At 39.0% G+C, this 19,115-nt stretch carries 21 protein-coding genes; all 21 read left to right on the forward strand.

Annotation, left to right across the window (positions count from 1 at the left end; genetic code table 11):
- The first annotated feature begins 6 nt into the window (after nucleotides 1–6).
- On the forward strand, nucleotides 7–648 hold the full coding sequence (locus M1F56_RS01200; RefSeq protein WP_247916596.1) for a hypothetical protein: 642 nt from the start codon (nucleotides 7–9) through the stop codon (nucleotides 646–648).
- Nucleotides 648–920: a type III restriction endonuclease gene (locus M1F56_RS01205; RefSeq protein ID WP_247916597.1), complete on the forward strand. Its 273-nt coding sequence runs from the start codon at nucleotides 648–650 to the stop codon at nucleotides 918–920. Before M1F56_RS01200 ends, M1F56_RS01205 begins: the two co-directional genes overlap by 1 nt.
- Nucleotides 874–1,713 carry a hypothetical protein gene (locus M1F56_RS01210; protein WP_247916598.1) on the forward strand — a complete coding sequence of 280 codons (840 nt, stop codon included), beginning with the start codon at nucleotides 874–876 and terminating at the stop codon, nucleotides 1,711–1,713. The genes M1F56_RS01205 and M1F56_RS01210 overlap by 47 nt, the downstream gene beginning before the upstream one ends.
- 12 nt (nucleotides 1,714–1,725) lie before the next feature.
- A complete protein-coding gene (locus tag M1F56_RS01215; RefSeq protein ID WP_247916599.1) occupies nucleotides 1,726–2,244 on the forward strand; it encodes a hypothetical protein in 519 nt (172 codons plus the stop codon).
- Entirely contained in the window at nucleotides 2,241–4,040 is a 1,800-nt protein-coding gene (locus tag M1F56_RS01220) for a VirD4-like conjugal transfer protein, CD1115 family (RefSeq protein WP_247916600.1), read from the forward strand. Before M1F56_RS01215 ends, M1F56_RS01220 begins: the two co-directional genes overlap by 4 nt.
- A gap of 20 nt (nucleotides 4,041–4,060) precedes the next feature.
- Nucleotides 4,061–4,324 carry a hypothetical protein gene (locus M1F56_RS01225; RefSeq protein ID WP_247916601.1) on the forward strand — a complete coding sequence of 88 codons (264 nt, stop codon included), beginning with the start codon at nucleotides 4,061–4,063 and terminating at the stop codon, nucleotides 4,322–4,324.
- Nucleotides 4,315–8,640 carry a PBECR4 domain-containing protein gene (locus tag M1F56_RS01230; RefSeq protein WP_247916602.1) on the forward strand — a complete coding sequence of 1,442 codons (4,326 nt, stop codon included), beginning with the start codon at nucleotides 4,315–4,317 and terminating at the stop codon, nucleotides 8,638–8,640. Before M1F56_RS01225 ends, M1F56_RS01230 begins: the two co-directional genes overlap by 10 nt.
- A gap of 70 nt (nucleotides 8,641–8,710) precedes the next feature.
- The gene (locus tag M1F56_RS01235) at nucleotides 8,711–9,127 is read left to right on the forward strand and encodes a hypothetical protein (RefSeq protein WP_042768467.1); all 417 of its coding nucleotides are present in this window, start codon (nucleotides 8,711–8,713) and stop codon (nucleotides 9,125–9,127) included.
- Nucleotides 9,128–9,344: 217 nt separating this feature from the next.
- Nucleotides 9,345–9,737 carry a plasmid mobilization relaxosome protein MobC gene (gene mobC / locus M1F56_RS01240; protein ID WP_001171916.1) on the forward strand — a complete coding sequence of 131 codons (393 nt, stop codon included), beginning with the start codon at nucleotides 9,345–9,347 and terminating at the stop codon, nucleotides 9,735–9,737.
- The gene (locus tag M1F56_RS01245) at nucleotides 9,731–11,365 is read left to right on the forward strand and encodes a relaxase/mobilization nuclease domain-containing protein (RefSeq protein ID WP_247916603.1); all 1,635 of its coding nucleotides are present in this window, start codon (nucleotides 9,731–9,733) and stop codon (nucleotides 11,363–11,365) included. The genes mobC and M1F56_RS01245 overlap by 7 nt, the downstream gene beginning before the upstream one ends.
- 206 nt (nucleotides 11,366–11,571) lie before the next feature.
- On the forward strand, nucleotides 11,572–11,865 hold the full coding sequence (locus tag M1F56_RS01250) for a hypothetical protein (protein ID WP_247916604.1): 294 nt from the start codon (nucleotides 11,572–11,574) through the stop codon (nucleotides 11,863–11,865).
- A gap of 104 nt (nucleotides 11,866–11,969) precedes the next feature.
- Nucleotides 11,970–12,212: a synthase gene (locus M1F56_RS01255; RefSeq protein ID WP_247916605.1), complete on the forward strand. Its 243-nt coding sequence runs from the start codon at nucleotides 11,970–11,972 to the stop codon at nucleotides 12,210–12,212.
- 76 nt (nucleotides 12,213–12,288) lie between these two features.
- Nucleotides 12,289–13,095, forward strand: a complete 807-nt coding sequence (locus tag M1F56_RS01260; protein WP_084872871.1) for a ParA family protein — start codon at nucleotides 12,289–12,291, stop codon at nucleotides 13,093–13,095.
- Between the two features lie 52 nt (nucleotides 13,096–13,147).
- Nucleotides 13,148–13,375, forward strand: coding sequence for a hypothetical protein (locus tag M1F56_RS01265; protein WP_247916606.1), 228 nt, complete (start codon nucleotides 13,148–13,150; stop codon nucleotides 13,373–13,375).
- Nucleotides 13,376–13,508: 133 nt separating this feature from the next.
- Complete coding sequence (locus M1F56_RS01270; protein ID WP_247916607.1) at nucleotides 13,509–14,801, forward strand: ISLre2 family transposase; 1,293 nt, start codon at nucleotides 13,509–13,511, stop codon at nucleotides 14,799–14,801.
- Nucleotides 14,802–15,239: 438 nt separating this feature from the next.
- The gene (gene rpmB / locus M1F56_RS01275; RefSeq protein WP_001140948.1) at nucleotides 15,240–15,428 is read left to right on the forward strand and encodes a 50S ribosomal protein L28; all 189 of its coding nucleotides are present in this window, start codon (nucleotides 15,240–15,242) and stop codon (nucleotides 15,426–15,428) included.
- 258 nt (nucleotides 15,429–15,686) lie between these two features.
- Complete coding sequence (locus M1F56_RS01280) at nucleotides 15,687–16,052, forward strand: Asp23/Gls24 family envelope stress response protein (RefSeq protein WP_247916608.1); 366 nt, start codon at nucleotides 15,687–15,689, stop codon at nucleotides 16,050–16,052.
- 2 nt (nucleotides 16,053–16,054) lie between these two features.
- Nucleotides 16,055–17,722 (forward strand): DAK2 domain-containing protein, encoded by a 1,668-nt coding sequence (locus M1F56_RS01285; protein ID WP_084939353.1) that lies wholly within the window; start codon nucleotides 16,055–16,057, stop codon nucleotides 17,720–17,722.
- 124 nt (nucleotides 17,723–17,846) lie between these two features.
- Nucleotides 17,847–18,053: a hypothetical protein gene (locus M1F56_RS01290; protein ID WP_000390701.1), complete on the forward strand. Its 207-nt coding sequence runs from the start codon at nucleotides 17,847–17,849 to the stop codon at nucleotides 18,051–18,053.
- Nucleotides 18,050–18,244: a hypothetical protein gene (locus tag M1F56_RS01295; RefSeq protein WP_007520695.1), complete on the forward strand. Its 195-nt coding sequence runs from the start codon at nucleotides 18,050–18,052 to the stop codon at nucleotides 18,242–18,244. The genes M1F56_RS01290 and M1F56_RS01295 overlap by 4 nt, the downstream gene beginning before the upstream one ends.
- Entirely contained in the window at nucleotides 18,231–19,106 is an 876-nt protein-coding gene (locus M1F56_RS01300; RefSeq protein ID WP_045617712.1) for an ABC transporter ATP-binding protein, read from the forward strand. Before M1F56_RS01295 ends, M1F56_RS01300 begins: the two co-directional genes overlap by 14 nt.
- Nucleotides 19,107–19,115 lie beyond the last annotated feature (9 nt).

Raw genomic sequence — 19,115 nt, forward strand, 5'->3', positions numbered from 1 at the left:
TAAATCATGAAAATGATAGATATGGAGAAATTGAAACTCCTGAAAATAGGAGGAATCCTTATAGGAGTTGTGCTAGTTCTAGGATTCGTATTCTGGATTGGTGCAGCAACCTCAGCGCAAAAGAAAGCTAAACAGGAAGCTGAAACTACGCAACAAGAAACCAAAGCAGAGGGAAGCGAACTAACGCAAGAATATGTAAAGGAATTTTTGACGGCTTACTTCAATAAGCAGGATCTGGGAGAAAATAGAAATCGCTATTTGCCCTATATGACAGAAGCTGCTTACAATCAGGAAGTGAACTCTGAAGAAGAACCAACGGTACAAACCTATAAGGGCTATGTAGTGGATACACAGATGAAGTCTTCTACCATCTACATCGATCAAGAAAATAATGTTGCCCTAGCTCAAGTGAGATACACTCAGACACAGTTACAGAAGAAGTATGATTATACTAACGCCCAAACAAACGTAGGATCTTCAAGAACCATACGGATTCGCTTCAGCAAGCAAGATGGGAAATACCTGGTAAATCATATTGACCCCATTTTGATTGTGGACAGCTTGAACGCCAGCGAAAAGGCGAGTATTCCATCGTTAAACAAACCAATCACTAACCAAACACAAAGTACAGAAGGGAAAAAGGAATAATGACAAAATTAGAAACTTTGGAAAAACAAAAACAGAAAGCGGAAGACCGCTTAGCTGACTATATGACCAAGGCCAAGAAGGAAGAAGAGAAACTGCAGCGGCTAGAAACTCAAATCATTCTGGCCAAACATGAGGAACGGTCAAACTACTTGGCCGAACATAATTTAACCTGGGCTGATATTGAAACAGCTCTTGCTGAAGGAAAATTGAAAGGAGCTGAAAAACATGTACCGTTTAACCAATCTGACACAAAACACGACCACAACGTATAAGAATCGAGACCTTGTGTATCAAGCCCTGGAGCGAGAAAATGCCAAGGTTAAGCATGAGGCGGCAGAGGCCGTTTTATTGGTAGAGGAACTGGATAAAAAGAATGTAGTGATCTACCAAGAAGATATCTATTTGCCGTTTGAGGGAATCGCAGACAGCCTCTTCCTGAAGCCTGGTACGTTGAATAACCAGGAGGCTGCAACAAAAGAAGCAAAACCCTCTTTCTTTAAGCGCCAGACTAAAACAAAACATCTAGAGAAGACTCCTGAAGAGAAAGCTGAAGCCTCTTCCTTGAAACATGAAACTCCCAAACCTCGAACCTCTTCTAAACGCTCTTTTTGGGTGTATTTAGGAAGAGTTTTGGTGTTATTGAGTCTAGTAGGAAGTCTGACACTTGCTGGCTTATCCCTTACGCTAGTTTACCATCAAGAAAAGCAGCTCTCGGCCGTATCCAAGGATCTTTCAAATCTAAAAACCATTCAGTCAAAAACAGGGGAACTAGATGCCTTTTCACGTTACTTTTTGCCAGCCCTTTACTCTGATAAAGGGAAAATGGCTGACTTCGTAGCTCCTCAATTAACGATAGATAGACAAGCAGGTCAACTGCAGTCTGTGATTTTGGAATCTAGCTTGATTGTTGATGAAGCAACTTATCAGCTAACCTATGTAGTAGCCGTGAAAGACGGTGAGAACAGAAGTCAGAAACGCTTGGTAGTTACTGTAAAGGAAGAACCTTCAGCACCTTACGGATTCCAGGTTATTGATAAGCCAGAACTATCCAATTATCCAAAATAAAGGAGGTCTTACATGGATCAAGAAAAAGTCAGCCATTCTCTGGCTTTGAAAGGAAAAGTTACCCTGGAGATGACGATACAAGCTCTGTATGCCCTCGCAAAAGCCCATTATGAAAAGAAACAACATAAGGCAGCGAATCGAACCTTTGAAGGGGAGACACATTTTAATGATTTTATGGCCACCAAATCAAAAAAAGATGTCGAGAAGTTGTTAAATAGTGAAGTCCACTTGGCCAAGTTGAAGCATTACCTGGAGGAGTATAAGATAGGTTTTACTTATCATCAAAAGGATGGTGCAACTTATCTCTTCTTTGAAACAAAAAATCGCACCTTGGTAGAAAAGGCTCTCAAAGAGATGTTGGCAGATATCACGAAAAGCCCAGAAAAATTGGAAGAGTTTGCGAAAAAGGTGCTGAAGAAACCGCATGAAATGACTCCTGAAGACAAAATAGCCTATTACAAGAGCCATACGGTGTATAAGGGAACCATTCCTGTAGTGACGAAGGATATTGGAAAGGAGAAAGCACGATGATTAGAAAGCCTATATGGCCCTACCTGGTGGTGGGGCTATTTTCATTTGTTATTTTCCAGTCCTTTTACCATTACTACCAACTTTCGACTGCAGCAGTACCTTTCATGGGAATGTTGCGACTTCGTTGGTTGCTAGAACACTGGGAGCGCTTCTCTTTTGGGGTTTTCTTTGATTCAGGAGCCTTATATGCAGGGTTGATTGGATTCGGCCTCCCAATGCTTGTCTATGCTTCTATGGATAAGAATTTATATCGTCAGGGAGAAGAACAAGGTAGTGCTCGTTTTGCGACTTTGAAGGAAATGAGACGGTTTGAAGACGTTGATTTTGAGAAGAATATGATTTTTTCAAAAGAGGTCAAAATGGGCCTATTTAACTTTCGCTTAGCCTACAATGTTCAGCTCAATAAAAATGTGATTGTCATTGGTCTTCCAGGAGACGGTAAAACCTTTACTTTTGTATTGCCAAATTTAATGCAGATGAACTCAAACTTTGTTGTGACGGATCCTAAAGGAAATTTGGTGCACGAAGTTGGGAAGATGCTTGAGAAAGCTGGCTTTGCTGTTAAAATCTTTGATTTGATTCGGCTCAAGAATTCAGATCGGTTTAATCCTTTTCATTACATGAAGTCTGAGCTAGATATTGATCGTATCTCTGAAGCAATTACTGAGGGAACGAAGAATAGTGAGCATACTGGAGAAGACTTCTGGGTTAAAGCAGAGTTGATGCTGCAACGTGCATTGATTGGTTATCTCTATTTTGACTCGAAGGATCCTGAAACTGGAGTCCAGTTATATATGCCAAACCTGGGCCACGTTGCGGATCTATTAAGAAATATGTATCGAGAGGATCCAGATGTACCAAGCCCTGTCGAGCAGATGTTTGAAGAACTGAACGAACATCAACCTAACAACTATGCTTATAAACAGTGGAAATTATTCCAAAATTTCAGAGGCGAGACAAGAAACAGTGTGGTAGCGATTTTGTCTTCTCGTTATTCTATCTTCGACCACGAAGATGTCCGAAACTTGATTAGTGAGGATACCATGGAAATGGATACCTGGAATACGAAAAAGACAGCCGTTTTTATTGCTATTCCTGAAACCAATAACTCCTTTAATTTTCTTTCCTCAATCTTGTTTGCGATTGGATTTGAGGTTCTCACACATAAGGCTGATGATATCTTGCAAGGGAAAGTACCTGGCTATAGTAGAAAAAATCTTCGCCACATTCAGTTTATCTTCGATGAGTTTGCACAAATTGGCCGTATTCCAAACTTCGCCCAGGTTCTCTCTTCTATTCGTAGTCGTGAGATGTCTATTAAGATTATCATCCAAGCTGTCAACCAGCTAGAATCACTATATAAGAGTGATTGGAAGACCATCTTTAATAACTGTGCTACTCACCTATTTTTAGGGACAAATGACAAGGATACGATGGAATACTATTCTACAAGGTCAGGTAAGCAGACTATACGTACTCGATCCACCTCAAAATCGCATAGTTATCGGAATGGATCATCAAGTGAAAATAAACAAATTCAAGGCCGTCCCCTTCTAACTCCAGATGAAGTCGCAAGAATTGGGGTAGAAGAAGGATTGGTCTTTATTTCTAAACAAAATGTCTTCAGAGATAAAAAAGCAAGTGTCTATGATCATCCTAGAAAGGATGAGATTGCAAGTTCTCCTGAAGACAAAGAAAACTGGTACGAATATACTCGAAAAGGAACAGATATCGATGGCTTACTTTTATATGCCAACGATTTGACTCCGCAGCTAAAAGAATTATTCGTGGCCTAACATACAGAAAGGACAGTAGGATGGAAACACCTAAAACACAATTAGGATACCTGGAGAGTATCTCACAGGTTCTAGCATTAAAGCTAGAAAATTTAGCCACAGAACGTTATGCTATTTGGCAGCTACTTAAACAGGCAGATGAGGAGACTTTTTATCAATTAGCTCCTCATCTTTTTGTGACAACGAATCAGGAAGATCCATTAGTTGTTAGTGAACTAGATGGAACTCCTGAAGGTTATCTTTTATTCAAGGAATTGGTCGAGGAGGAAAGAGTATGCCTTTAACAAAAGCACAGGCAAAATCGCTGGATATTTTAGAAGTAGCTCGTAGCCTCGGAATGGAAATGAAGCGAAAGTCACATCGAGAGTATTATTGGGCTGAACATGACTCATTTAAGATTGATACTGTAAAGAATACCTGGCATTGGTATTCACAAGCAGATAAGTATGGGGACACCATCAACCTTGTCCAAGAAATGCGAAATGTCAGCTATAAGGAAGCCATGGTATTCTTAGAGACAGGTTCCTTTCCTGAAGCAAAACCAGTAGAGGAAGAACGTAAACCTTTTAACTATACATTGGCCTCTCATGAGCAACCATTTGTAGAGGCAAGAACTTATCTCAAGGAGGTTAGAGGACTCTCTGATGATACAATTGACTTCTTCCTGGAGAAGGGGACACTAGCCCAAGCTAAACGTACAGGTAAAGATGGTGTTATAGAAGACGTATTGGTTTTCAAATACTTGGACAGAAATCAGCAACTGGTAGGTGCGAGCCTCCAGGGACTTGTTCCTGATCAAGAACGTCATCCTGGCAAAGGATACTTGAAACAAATAATGTATCAATCAGAATCTATTAGTGGCTTAAACGTTTCTATAGGCTCTCCTAAGCGTTTAATTGTGACAGAGGCACCCATTGACCTTATGAGCTATTATGAGCTTCATAAGGGCGAATTAAACGATGTTCGACTAGTTGCGATGGAAGGATTAAAAGAGGGAGTTTTGTCTCACTATGTTCTTAAAATTCTGCAGGAGCGAGGGGAGCTTACGATGGATGAAAGGGATTATACCAAGGCTAGTGAGTTAACACGTACCTCTAAATTTTTATCTGTTGCAGCGGAAACATCCACACTTTTCCAAGATCACAAATATGATGATCTCATCACGCTGGCAGTTGATCACGATAAAGCAGGTACAGACTTTATTACCAAACTACGGGAGAAGAAAATCCCAGTTATCGATGCAAGACCACCAAAACGTGAAGGCCAGGAGAAGACAGACTGGAACGAGATTCTGAAGCAAGAAAAACAACTGGAGCAGACGGAGGAAATTCAAGCATCAAGCCACTTTCCTGATACCAGCCATCTTTCTCCTGAAGATGCAACGTGGTTGAAGGAAAACTGGGATAATATAGGTTTTTCAGTAGAGCCTAGAAAACAAATGGTCATTGATTCGGACAAAACAGTGATCTATGAAAAACCTTCCAATCCTCTTGGAGATGGTAGGGAGCCAAAAAAACAAATTCAGAGCACAGAAAAAGCTCCTGAGAATTCCCAGGAGCAAATGAATGATAGGACCAGTGGTGGCACGGGTTCTTTACAGCCTAAAGCTGAAGGCAGTACCTCACCTGTACTTGAAACAAGTACCTTTGAGCAAACTGTTACCAGTCACCCGACATCATCCTATCCTTACTTACAGTTTAGCACAAATTATGATAAAGTGCAACGGAGAATAGCGAATTATCATCCGATTACACCAGCGGATTTAAGACGATTAAATCAATATGCGCCGTCTATCCAAAGTACAGCGTCCTGGTATTTAAATGAACTGGCTGACAGTAAGATCAACTTTGTTTATGCGGATCATGGAGAGAAGAATGTGCTTCAGGTGACTTTTCAAAAGGATAACTTTATCCATCTTTCAGGGATCAGACCTTTTGAAGAGGGAAAGGGAGCAGCAAATTTCCTAGATGATATTGCAAATGGTCGGGGGCATTATGACGGTATGTTGATTAGTAATGCAATTAAGGATAAATTGCAAGTTCTTCCTATGTTGCGTGATATTTTAGATCCACATTCTTTTGTTTTAGATGATTTGAGCAGTGTTGAAAAGCTTCACAATCTCAATATGAGTGAAGCTATTAAAGCAAAAGATGAAGATTTCTTACTACTGTTTAAAGATATTGGAGATGAAAAAATTCCAGCCTCTCTTATGAAACTCAAGGGAGAGCTTGAAACTAACGTTAAATTGTTGGATGAAAAGATTATTCTCGGTGTTTATAGAGAAAGAGATGGACAGATTGAGCAACTTTCAATCAATGAGGAATATGTTAAAGACAAAGGTGCAGAAATGCTGTCAGTTTTGAAGAATAAGCAGTATGAAGAAGTTTCTAAAGAAACTGAACAAACTACTTCAGAGAGCACACTGAATAAACCCCTACTTGATTCGGCTACGTTTACTCAAGTCTTAGATACTGTCTATAATTTAGGTGTGCCAGGTGACATTTCAAAAACTCCAGAAGAATTTCATCAAGCCTGGAATCAGTATCTTGACTATGCGAAGCAGTACAATGATAAATTTGATCAGATTGTTGCTGCAGCTGGAGAAGACCGCCTCCTAGATACAAATTCAGATTTTTATAAAGAATGGGAACAAGATCGTATTTATAAGGAGAACTACCATGTACGCCTTCAATGGGCTGAGGAGCGCCCAGATGGGCCTAAATTGCCCTTTAAAGAAACTGAGCTGATATCTTATCAAGATTTCGCTAGAGAGCTTTACAAGGCCAACCAGAGTTTCTATCAGTTACATCAGGAAGGGCTAAAACAAGTGACTGGCGGTCACCCAGAAGGCTACATCTCTCCAACTAAGATTCAGTTTAGTATCTACGCTCCTGATGGTGAACTGATTCAGGATAGCATCCGTTACGATATTGGGGATGAGATTAACCCCATCGCTCATAAAGAAAGACTTGGTACACGAGAAATGAGAGAGTACCCAGAATTGATGAAGATAGATGGGGCTATATTCACTCAGTATCATCTGGGGAGATTGGCGAGTGAGTTAGATATTTCGCAGTTCAGTTACGCTTTGGAAGATACTCCTTACGCAGATCAACTTCTATCCCAACTCCCATTTGGAAATTTGGAAAATAGCCCAATTGGATTTACAGATAGTAGTCATGATGGTCGTCTTGGATTTATTTCTTTTGATGGAATGGATAGTGTTGAGGCCGAAAATCTATCTGCTTGGTTTGAGAAGTTGGGAGTCAAGGATTCTCCGTTGGAACAAGTAGCTCTTGTAGAAAAATGGCAAAAAGAAATCAAAAGTTTATCAGAAAAAGTTGAACAAACGATCGCCACAGTTCGAGATGAATTTGAAAAAAAACAAGAGGAAGAAATCAAACTAGAAGAACAAGACCACAACAAACAGGGTTTGAAAAGTGATGCGGATGCTGACGGAGTTTCTGATGAGGAGGAGTTGCTTCAGGGAACGAATCCGTATGATTTTAGATCGAAACCAGGTTCTAAACCAGAGGGCGAGGAGAGTCTACAAGCGGATGAAATTGTTTTAGCAACTGGCAGTCTTGCAGTCGCAGATTTTATTCAAAATAAAGATATGGCAGGATTAAGTCGTCATCTTAAAGAAGGGATTAAGGAGTTTCTGGATTCAGATAAGTACAAAGACTATCTAACGAGAATGAGCCAACTAAATAATTATTCTAATCGCAACTTGCGCTTAATTCTTGCACAAAATCCTGAAGCAAGGCAAGTAGCTTCTTTCAAACAGTGGAAAGAAAACTTTGGTCGCTATGTGAAAAAAGGTGAGAAGGCTTTACGTATTTTTAAACCTATGACGAAGATCAAAAAGGATGAGAATAACCAACCAATATTGGATAAAAATGGGAAACCAGAAACAGTTACATTCTTTGGTTTGGTACCAGTTTTTGATGTTAGTCAGACAGAAGGAAAGGAGATGCCAAAAGCTGCAGAAGTGAAAGAACAGCTGACTGATTTGGACTATGCAAATCTTTACCGTGCCCTAATGGCTATTGCAAAAGAAAATGATGTATCGGTTCGATTTGAAGAGATGGAAAATAATAAACATGGATATTATTCTGTCTCAGAAAATCAAATTGTTTTACGTAGTAATGAGATGAACAAGGCTCAAATTATTAAAACTTTCTTACATGAAATGGCTCATGCAGAGTTGCATCATGCAGATAATCCTCAAAAGGAAAATCTAACTAGAAGCACCGCTGAACTCCAGGCTGAAAGTGTCGCTTATGTCGTTTCTTCATACTATGGTATTGATACGTCAGAGTATTCCTTTAACTATCTATCTGGGTGGTCTGCTGATAAGGAGACACTTGCTGATTTAGAAGCACAGTTGGATATTGTCCAACAAGAAGCTAAAAGTTTAATGGTTCGGATGGATCAAGCATTGGAACAATTAAGATTGAGTCAGGAGAAACAAACGAAGCGTAGTTTTGAACAAAAACTGGAGAAGTTTAAAGATCAGAGCAAGCAGGCTGTCGAAGATCACAAGCAGGAGTTGAAAGCAGATGCACAATCAAAAAAAGAGAAGGGTTTCTCGAAATGACCGAACGGGACACCCCAAATAAACCCAAGGTCAAATTAAAAACAAATCATCATCAAGGAGGACAACACTCATGACTAATGAACAAGAAGAACAACTGATCATCATCCTTTCAGACTTTATTCCAATCATGGATGGAGACAGAGTTCAAGGAGTATCGCCAAACGCTAAAGACTTGACTCGCCAAAAAGTTCTGGAGCAACTAGAGGAAGAACAGTCTCAACTACCTGAAGGAGATCCTGCTCTTTTGGAGTGGGAAGAAGAAAATATTGAGCTACTCAAGATGATTACAGATGAAGAATTTCAAGCTGTACTCACAGAAAAAATCTTACTGACAGAAATACAAATTGGGCAGTCGATTTTCCAGCCTCTAACTGCTCAACAACTTTCTGTCCTAGCTGAAAAGTTACAAGGTCAGAAAGAAAAAAGTGTAGAAAATAGTGATAAGCAATCATCTATTTTCAAAAACATCTTCAGTTGGTTGCGATAAATTGTTAGAGGTTGTACTCCAAAAGATATAGGAAAGGGGCTTGGGGATTTCCCCAAAACTGAGAAAATCAAGAAGGAAAACTACAAGGTTCTCCTTCTCTGATTTTTTTAAATTTCGCAAATGGATATCCATTTGCTACGCTTGCCACAAGGAAGTCAGGGGCTGATGCCTGGTCAGAAAATGCCAGAGACTTTGAGAGAAAGAGGATAAAAAAATAATGCAGAAACGAGAAAATAGAAAACGCTATATACAAAAATTGATACGACTAACACCAGAGGAAGATCGTCAAATTAAAACGGCGATGGCCCAAATGGGAGTTCCATCTTTTCAATACTATGCGAAGAATCAACTGGTACAAGGGAAAGTGGTTCAAATTGATTTTTCCGAATTGAAAGACCTTCGAGTTGCTATCAATCGAGTGGGTACGAACATCAACCAAATTGCCAAACATGCCAATGAAAATCAAGGAGTTACGCCAGAGGAAGTGGCACAAGTCATTGACTATCTATCTGAGTTGAAAGAGATGGTGGCTGTCAAACTTTCTAGTGCGGAGAAGAAAAGTTTACAGGAACGAAAAGTGAAAACAATAAGGACGTATGACGAATGGTAGTAATCAAAACACCCAAACAAATTAAAACTCCTTCCAATTTAAAAATAGCTGTACGCTATATTCTGAATGAAGCGAAAACTCTTGTATCAGAAACTGCAGAAAGTGATCTTGATTTTCCTCTTGTCTATCATAATGGTGAGCTTCAAATGAAGCTAGTATCTGGAAATGGGATCTCTGATTTTAGTGTAGCAGATGAAGAAATGGTCATGACAAAATTAGCCGCAGCCTTTAAAAAAGGAGATGATGACTTGAAAGAATTATCTTCAGGAAAACAAGTATTGGCCCATCACATTATCCAATCTTTTTCTCCAGATGATAACTTGACTCCTGAGCAGGTTCATGAAATTGGCCGTCAAACGATGTTAGAATTGACAGGTGGAAATTATGAGTTTGTGATCGCAACCCACACGGATAAAGATCATCTTCATAACCATATCATACTTAATACCACCAATACCTCAACGCTCAAGAAATTTCGCTGGGAAAAGAAAACCTTGAAAAATTTGAGAGCCATTTCGGACAAACATGCGGCACAATATGGAGCTAAAATTATTGAGCCTACTATGAAAAATTCTTATACAAAGTATTCTGCTTGGCGGAGACAAAATAATTATCGGTTTGAAATCAAGGAACGTCTTGATTTTCTTCTGAAGCACTCTTTGTCGTTAGAAGATTTCAAACAAAAGGCAGCTGCTCTTAATCTTCAGATTGATTTCTCTGGAAAATTTGTGAAGTATAAATTGCTCGACCAGCCCCAACAAAGAAATGTCCGAGATGATACATTATCGAAGAAAGGACTCTATTCTCTTGAAAAAATAAAAGAGAGAATTTCTAAGAATCAGTTAGTTTTTGATGTGGAGGAATTGAAAGAACAATATCAAGAATCAAAAGAAAAAACGGCAAATGATTTTGAATTGAAATTGGAAGTGGAATCCTGGCAGGTCGAGCAAGAAAGCAAGCAAGGCATTTACGTGCAGATGGATATGGGAGCTTTAAATAGTGGTACAATTTTAATACCTTCTCATAAAGTTGATAAAAATGAGGATGGAAATTATACCATCTATATCAAAGAGAAAGACTATTTTTATTTTCTCAATCCTGATCAATCTCAAAAAAATAGGTATATGATGGGCTTGACTGTCGCAAGGCAATTGGCCAAACAAAACGGCGAAACACTCGTTACTAAAAACGCTCAAATTTCCTCTATGCGTGAACTGATTAAGGAATATAATTTCTTAGTTGAACACGGCGTGACAGATGGAGCACAATTTCAACATTTGGAGGAGCGCTTTAATGAAAAGATAGAGGCTACCCAGGAGGAATTAAGACAGCTAGATGAGCGACTTGGACGTTATCATAAAATTGAAGGAGCACTTTTAGCCATCCAGCAATCTCCAGAAAATAGTCTTGCAGCGGTACAACTATTGGATGATTTAGGAGTTCCAAAAGATATGGGACTGGAAGATCTCAGTCAACTGATTAAACAATTCCAAATTGAAAAAGGAGCCTTACAAGAGTTCTTTGACGACACTCTAAAACATTACACAGATTATAGAGATATTAAGGAGCACGTGCGTAGTCGTGAAGAGAAAGTTGACCGACGATTTGAGGATGAAAAAGTCTTGTAGAAGTTTCTGATGTTTTCAATCTAGTCATGATTTCAGTACAGAGAGAACAGTTCTTTTTACATTTGGAAAGAGAACCTTTTCTAGGAATTGCTGGTGAAAAGGAAGGAGAAACTTCATTGCGAAAATAATTATAAATATAATTATAAACATATTGACAAATATAATTATAATGGTATAATAGAAGTATAGAAAAGGGGGTAAATAAAATGTTACATCTAGTTCAAACTATCGAGGTTGAGGGGTTAAATGTTCAATCAAAAGAGGACAATCATCTCTTTATTGATGGCTATGTAGGTTGTTATTCAGACTATGAAGGATGTACTTCTATGGAACATATTAAAGGCATGATAGAAGTCAGTGTAGAAGGAGATAAAATTAACTATATTTTATCAGAAGATTTAGAACACATTAGCAGCGAATATGACGGTGTTGAGTGGGAAGATATAATCGTAGAATTGGAACATACGCTGAGAACATGTTTTAAAGTTGTTTCGGAGTAATCAACTTTATAATTTTGTTTATAAATCTAATTATAGAGGTGATAGAATAGAAGATACAGAAATAAAAGAAATTAACTTACGTGAAAATATGAGGAGGAAATTATATGATTTTTGGGTTTATTGTATTGTTGGTTGTAGGAGTGTGCATTTCGTTCAGTGGAGTATTTATCATAGCTAAAAATACAGACATCAGACTTAACTGGAGTGGTGAGAAAGATTTCTTTCCACATCTAACTACTTGGGAATGGGTGTTAAGTCTCTTTTTAATTGTTGTAGGAGGGGGAATGATATACCTATCGTCTGCTGAGTTGATGCCGTATCTTATAAATTCATTTGAGCTAAAATAGGAGGTATAGTATGACTGTATTAAAATTAAATCAAAGTAAGTGTTTTGAAATTGCTAAAATTTTAGGAGGGCAATAAATGAAAATTATAACTTTTGCTGCCATTAAAGGTGGTGTTGGAAAAACTACTTTAACTTTTAATTATGGGGAATGGTTGGCAAAGAAAGGTCATAAGGTTCTCTTTATAGACTTAGACCATCAGTGTAATTTGACTCAGTGTTACAATATCTATGAGAGCAAGAATACAATTGCCAATGCTTTTAAAGGAGGCGATGTGGATATTAAGCAAGTCAAGGAAAATATCAGTCTAATTCCAGGTTCAGTTCAGCTTGACACGGTGGAACGAGATCTGGAGAACAGCGACAAGAAAAATATGTTACTTTATCTTTGGCTAGAGGATAACTACGAAAAGAAGAAGTTGGATCAGTTTGACTATATCTTGATTGATTGTAGGCCAGACTTTGCGACAGCTACTAAAAATGCTGTAGCAGTCAGTCACGCCATTATTAGTCCCTTGACTCCTTCAGAGTTTGGTTATAATGCCAAATTCAATCTATCAACTCGGTTAGAAGCCTTCAGGAAGGATGTAATTGACTATCGTACAAGAGAATCATACATTACTGCGGAGTTATATTTCTTAGCAAATATGATCCGACCGAACTATGGATCATCAAGAGAGTTACTGGAAGCTCTGGGACTTGAAGCTAAAGAGAAGGGAACAGACAACCTTCTAGGCATCGTACCAGCAAAAGAGCTATTCAATCATTCCACAATCGATAAAATTTCTATTGCAGATATGGAGGATAATCCTGAGCTTTATCAAAAACACAAAAAGTTTTTCATTGAGTTGGAGCAGACTTTTTCAAAAATTTATGATACAATATAATTATATTTATAAACACAAATACAATTATAAATATAATTAAAAGGAGATCGTTATGGCATTCACACCAAAAGAAAAAGAGATTTCGCAGATTATCGAAGCAACCCATCAACCTGAGCAGATTTCAGATGTAGCTAACTTTGAAGGTTTTGAACGCAAAAAGCAATTCCAGTTTACTTTGAAGCCAAGCAATCGGAAAAAATTAGATGAAATTGCTAAAGCAGCTGGCGCAAAGTCTGCATCAGATTACCTTGATAAACTAATCGAAAGTTTATCGTTATAAATATAAATATAAATATAATTATAGTTGCAATCAAATAACCTTCCCTTATTGGGAAGGCTTTTATTTTTGAAAGAGTCTTGTAGAAAGTTTGTGATGTTTTCAATCTAGTCATGATTTCAGTACAATAGAGAGTATGTTTAGATTTGATGAAAAAGAATTTGTCACAGAACTAGATCGCAAACGTGAGCAGCAATTCCTGAAGCGAGTAAGAGATTATGACGAGCAGATAGCTCCCACCATGAGACGGAGGGGATATAAACGGATAGATAGTACAGAGAGGACAGTTGTTTTTACATTTGGAGAGATGACCTTTTCTAGGAATCGCTGGCGAAAGGGAAAGAAAACTTGTTATCCTGTTGATGAGTGGCTAGGCTTAGAAAAGTATATGCGTTATTCTCCTGAGTTGATTTTTCACATGGCAAAACACGCTTCCGTTTTATCCTACCGTGAAGTTTGTCGAACAGTTAAGATGGCTTATCGCCTAGAGATAACAAAGGATGCTGTGTTGAAGTCTGTAAAAATGGCAGGTAGACTCTTTTCAGAGAGGGAACGTTATCGGCTGTTTAGAGGTGATGAGCAACCGAAAAAAATACAGGCAGATAAAATCTACCTGGAGGGAGATGGTGTGCTCGTCAAGACAACATCAAGCAATGATGAACGACACAATACAGACTTAGCCCATTTCCTGATTCATACTGGAGCGAAGAAGGTTGGTAATAATCGGTATGTACTAGAGAATAAACATGAGATTATCCATACAAGCCATGAACAAGCAAAGGAAGAATTGATAGACTATCTCTGCAATCATTTTGAAATCACTGATCGAACTCTTCTTATCACTAACTCGGACAATGGTAAAGGATATTCTCGCAGAATATTTCAAGAAATTAAGAAGGTCCTACGGATTAAACGTCATGAGCATTTCTGGGATGCTTATCATGTCAATGAAGAACTTAAAAGATTCCTGAAGCCGTACCCATCTACACTACTTGATCTTGCTTTTAAGGCCATCAAAAATCATCAGAAGAGCCTGCTTCAGACCGTACTAGATACAGTTGAATCTCTCACAGAAAGTCAAGAAGCTCTTGATAATTTTTACAATTTTCGTAAGAAATTATTAAGAAATTTCTGTGACACTAGACCACCTAAACTTAGAGGGTTATCCTCACGTGGTATCGGGGTAATGGAGAGTCAGCACCGAAAGGTTACTTACCGTATGAAACATCGAGGGATGTATTGGTCCATCGAAGGGGCTTGTACTATGTCCAGAATGATACTCCTTGAACGAATTGATCAGCTATACAATCTATTTTTTGGATCTTGGAGACAAGAGTATGAAGAATTTAGGGATACGGGACTAGGTGCAGGATTTCGTATTAACCATAGGCCGCACAAAGCTGTTATCAGAAAAAGAGGGCATAAATAATACAAAAAGGCAGACAAAAGCCTCTAAAAAAAGATTTTTTAGAGGTGTTTTTGTCATGTTTTTATACAAAATAGTTGCTTTTTTGCCTAATGTGTGTTACAATAATAGAGTAAATGAAAACGAAAAAGGTGTAGAAGCAGCAACTTCTACACCACCGATTAAGACAAAAACACACTTTGCTTAATCAGTCAAACAATATTGTAGCATAAATAGTGCAATATAGTCAAGGGCTGGGGTAAAGTGAGGAACTTTTTCCAGTTTTTTTGTCTGAAAAATCTCGCTTTCTTATTGAGTTATAAGGATATTTGATTATTCCCAAAAATTTAGACACAAACAAGTCTTCGAATTTCCTTGCCAAAATAGAGAAAGTGTGATAACATAGTACGGTATGTGGTGCTAGCACATCCGCTATATTAGATCTAATAGGAGGAAAACACAATGGCTAAAGTATGTTACTTTACAGGTCGTAAGACTGTATCAGGAAACAACCGTTCACACGCGATGAACCAAACAAAACGTGCCGTAAAACCAAACCTTCAAAAAGTTACTGTTCTTATCGATGGTAAACCTAAAAAAGTTTGGGCTTCAGCTCGTGCTTTGAAATCAGGTAAAGTTGAACGCGTTTAATAAAAATGAAAAGACCGCTTAGGTCTTTTTCTTTTGCTCTAGAGATAAAAACATTTGAAAAATAGAGTAATACTCTTCGAAAATCAAATTCAAACTACGTCAGCTTCGCCTTGCCGTACTCAAGTACTGTCTGTGGCTAGCTTCCTAGTTTGCTTTTTGATTTTCATTGAGTATAAATATCCGCCGATACAGCATTCTGCTTTTACACTTGGGCTGAAATATGATAAAATAGAGTATCAACTAGTTGAGGTAAAAAAAATGACTGTAAAAATTAATACAAAAGATGGTCAAATCGAACTGACAGATGAAGTGATTGCAACCGTAGTAGGTGGTGCCGCAACTGAGATTTTTGGTGTGGTCGGTATGGCTAGTAAAAATGCCCTCAAAGACAATTTCCAAGCCCTCCTTGGTAAGGAAAATTATTCTAAGGGTGTTGTCGTGAAGACAGCCGAAGATGGTAGCATCGCAGTTGATGTTTATACCGTGTTGAGCTACGGAATAAAGATAAGCGAAGTGTCAAAAAACATTCAAGAGCGTGTTCGTTTTAGTCTAGAAAATCAACTAGGAATTACTGCTCAGACTGTGAATGTCTACATTCAAAATATCAAAGTTGTAGGAGAATAATCGTGTCAAAAATTACTACCAGTTTATTCCAAGAGATGGTGCAAGCTGCATCAACTCGTTTGAATAAGCAAGCAGAATATGTCAATTCATTGAATGTCTTTCCGGTTCCAGATGGAGATACTGGGACAAATATGGGAATGACCATTGAAAATGGTGCGAAAGAAGTAGCAGACAAGCCTGCTTCTACAGTTGGAGAAGTAGCGAGCATTCTTGCCAAAGGGCTCTTGATGGGTGCGCGTGGGAACTCAGGGGTTATCACTTCTCAGCTCTTCCGTGGCTTCTCCCAAGCTATCAAGGAAAAGGATGAGTTAACAGGTCAAGACTTGGCTCTTGCCTTCCAATCTGGTGTCGAAGTAGCTTATAAAGCGGTTATGAAACCAGTTGAAGGAACCATTTTGACTGTTTCTCGTGGAGCGGCTATTGGGGCTAAGAAAAAAGCCGAGGAGACAGATGATGCTGTTGAGGTCATGCGTGCAGCCTTGGAAGGTGCAAAAGCAGCTTTGGCTAAGACACCAGAAATGCTTCCAGTCCTTAAGGAAGTTGGTGTGGTAGACTCAGGTGGTCAAGGTTTGGTCTTCATCTACGAAGGATTCCTTTCAGCTCTTACTGGTGAATACAGTGCTTCTGAAGACTTTGTAGCGACTCCTGCAAACATGAGTGAAATGATCAATGCAGAGCACCACAAGTCTGTGGCAGGTCATGTGGCAACTGAGGATATTACCTTCGGTTACTGTACGGAAATCATGGTAGCCCTCAAACAAGGTCCAACTTATTCTAAGGACTTTGACTACGATGAATTCCGTAACTACTTGAATGAACTCGGAGACTCTCTACTTGTTGTCAACGATGATGAGATCGTCAAAGTTCACGTCCATACAGAAGATCCAGGTCTTGTCATGCAAGAAGGTCTTAAATATGGTAGCTTGATCAAGGTCAAAGTGGACAACATGCGTAATCAACACGAGGCGCAAGTTGAAAAAGAAGCGACTCAAGGAAATAAGCCCGCTGAAACAAAAGAGTACGCCCTTATCGCAGTAGTAGCAGGTCAAGGCTTGGCAGATATCTTCCGTGCCCAAGGTGTGGATTATGTCATCGAAGGTGGTCAGACGATGAATCCTTCAACAGAAGACTTTATCAAGGCTGTTGAACAGGTCAATGCTCGCAACATCATCTTCTTGCCGAACAACAAAAATATCTTTATGGCAGCTCAGTCTGCGGCTGAAGTGCTTGAACAACCTGCTGTTGTGGTAGAAGCACGTACAATTCCTCAAGGATTGACGAGTCTTCTTGCATTTGACCCAAGTAAATCAATCGAAGAAAATAAAGAACGCATGACTGCAGCCCTTGGCGATGTCGTAAGCGGAAGTGTAACAACAGCCGTTCGTGATACAACTATCGATGGATTAGCAATTCATGAAAATGACAATCTTGGTATGGTCGATGGGAAAATCCTCGTGTCAAATCCTGACATGCACCAAACCTTGACAGAAACATTGAAACATATGTTGAACGAAGATAGTGAAATCGTGACTTTCTATGTCGGTGAAGACGGAAGCGAAGAACTTGCCAATGAATTGGCCCAAGAAATCGCAGAAGAATTCGAAGACGTTGAAGTCGAAATCCACCAAGGTCAACAACCTGTATACCCATATCTTTTCAGTGTGGAATAAAAATTTAATCGATTAAAAAGAAAGTTGATTTTGCAACTTTCTTTTTTTATGACATTTGTCATATTTCCTAGTGACAGAAGCATCTAGCTCCGCCAACTTCAAAAGTCTATAATTGAAGTATGAAATGGAGGAAGAAGAAATGAAAAATAAAATGATTGTCGCAGTGAGTTTAGTAGCAGCAGGAGTTATGACCTATCTCATGTTTTCAGGATTGGACGAGGGTTTCTACCATTTTCCTTGGGAGCTCTTTGCTGGCTTTGGAATGATGTCTTGGCTTGTCAGAGAAGGTTTGAAATTGGTCAGAGATGTGAAAAAGGAGTTTGAGGAATGAAAAAAGCAATCATCTATTTCTTTATCGGCCTGTCACTCTTGGTATGGTTAGTGGAAATGTTTACTGGTTGGTTTGACCAAACCTTGTTTCGCCAATTCATTCGTGGTGCCTGGGGTTTTGGATTTATGATTTTCGTCGTTTTCCCTATGGGAATGAAGTGGTTGAAAGGAGAATCTCATGACTGTGATTAAAGTTGAGAAATTAAGTAAGAAGATAAAAGACAAGGAGATCTTGCGGAACATCTCCTTTGAAATCAACGATGGTGAATGTGTCGCCTTGATCGGGCCTAACGGAGCAGGAAAAACAACCTTGATTGATTGTCTCTTGGGCGACAAGTTCATGAGCTCAGGTCAGGTCGCCATTCAAGGATTTGCGCCAACAGATCCTCGATTAAAGCAGCTTATTTCTGTCTTGCCTCAAGAAAATACGGTGGTTCAAGACTTGAAAGTGAAAGAACTCTTATCCTTCTTTCAATCAATCTATCCAAACAGTCTTTCAGACAAAGAAATTGATGACTTGCTAAGATTCTCAGACAAGCAGAAAAATCAGTTAGCGGGCAAGCTGTCTGGTGGGCAAAAACGTTTGTTCTCTTTTGTGTTGTCTTTAATAGGTCGTCCAAAAATTCTATTTTTAGATGAGCCGACTGCTGCAATGGATACCTCTACACGTCAGCATTTTTGGGAAATTGTCAATCAGTTAAAGCAAAATGGTGTCACCATTGTCTATTCTTCTCACTATATCGAAGAGGTAGAGCATACGGCTGACCGCATTTTAGTCCTTCACAAGGGTGAATTGATTCGCGATACGACGCCTTATGCTATGCGTGGTGAAGAACAAGAAAAACACTTTACGGTACCACTAACTTATCAGGAAGTTATCAGCACTTTGGACCAGATTCAAGAGCTTGAAATCAAGCAAAATGCTCTTTCCTTCACAACCAAAGAAGCCAGCCAGGTATGGAAAGTCTTGCAAGAACAGGGCTGCATGATCGAAGAAATTGAAGTTCGCAATCGAACTCTCTTAGACAGTATCTTCGAAACGACTCAAGACTAAAGGAGATTG

The organism is Streptococcus oralis, assembly GCF_023109005.1.
GTDB classification, from domain to species: Bacteria; Bacillota; Bacilli; order Lactobacillales; family Streptococcaceae; genus Streptococcus; species Streptococcus oralis_BU.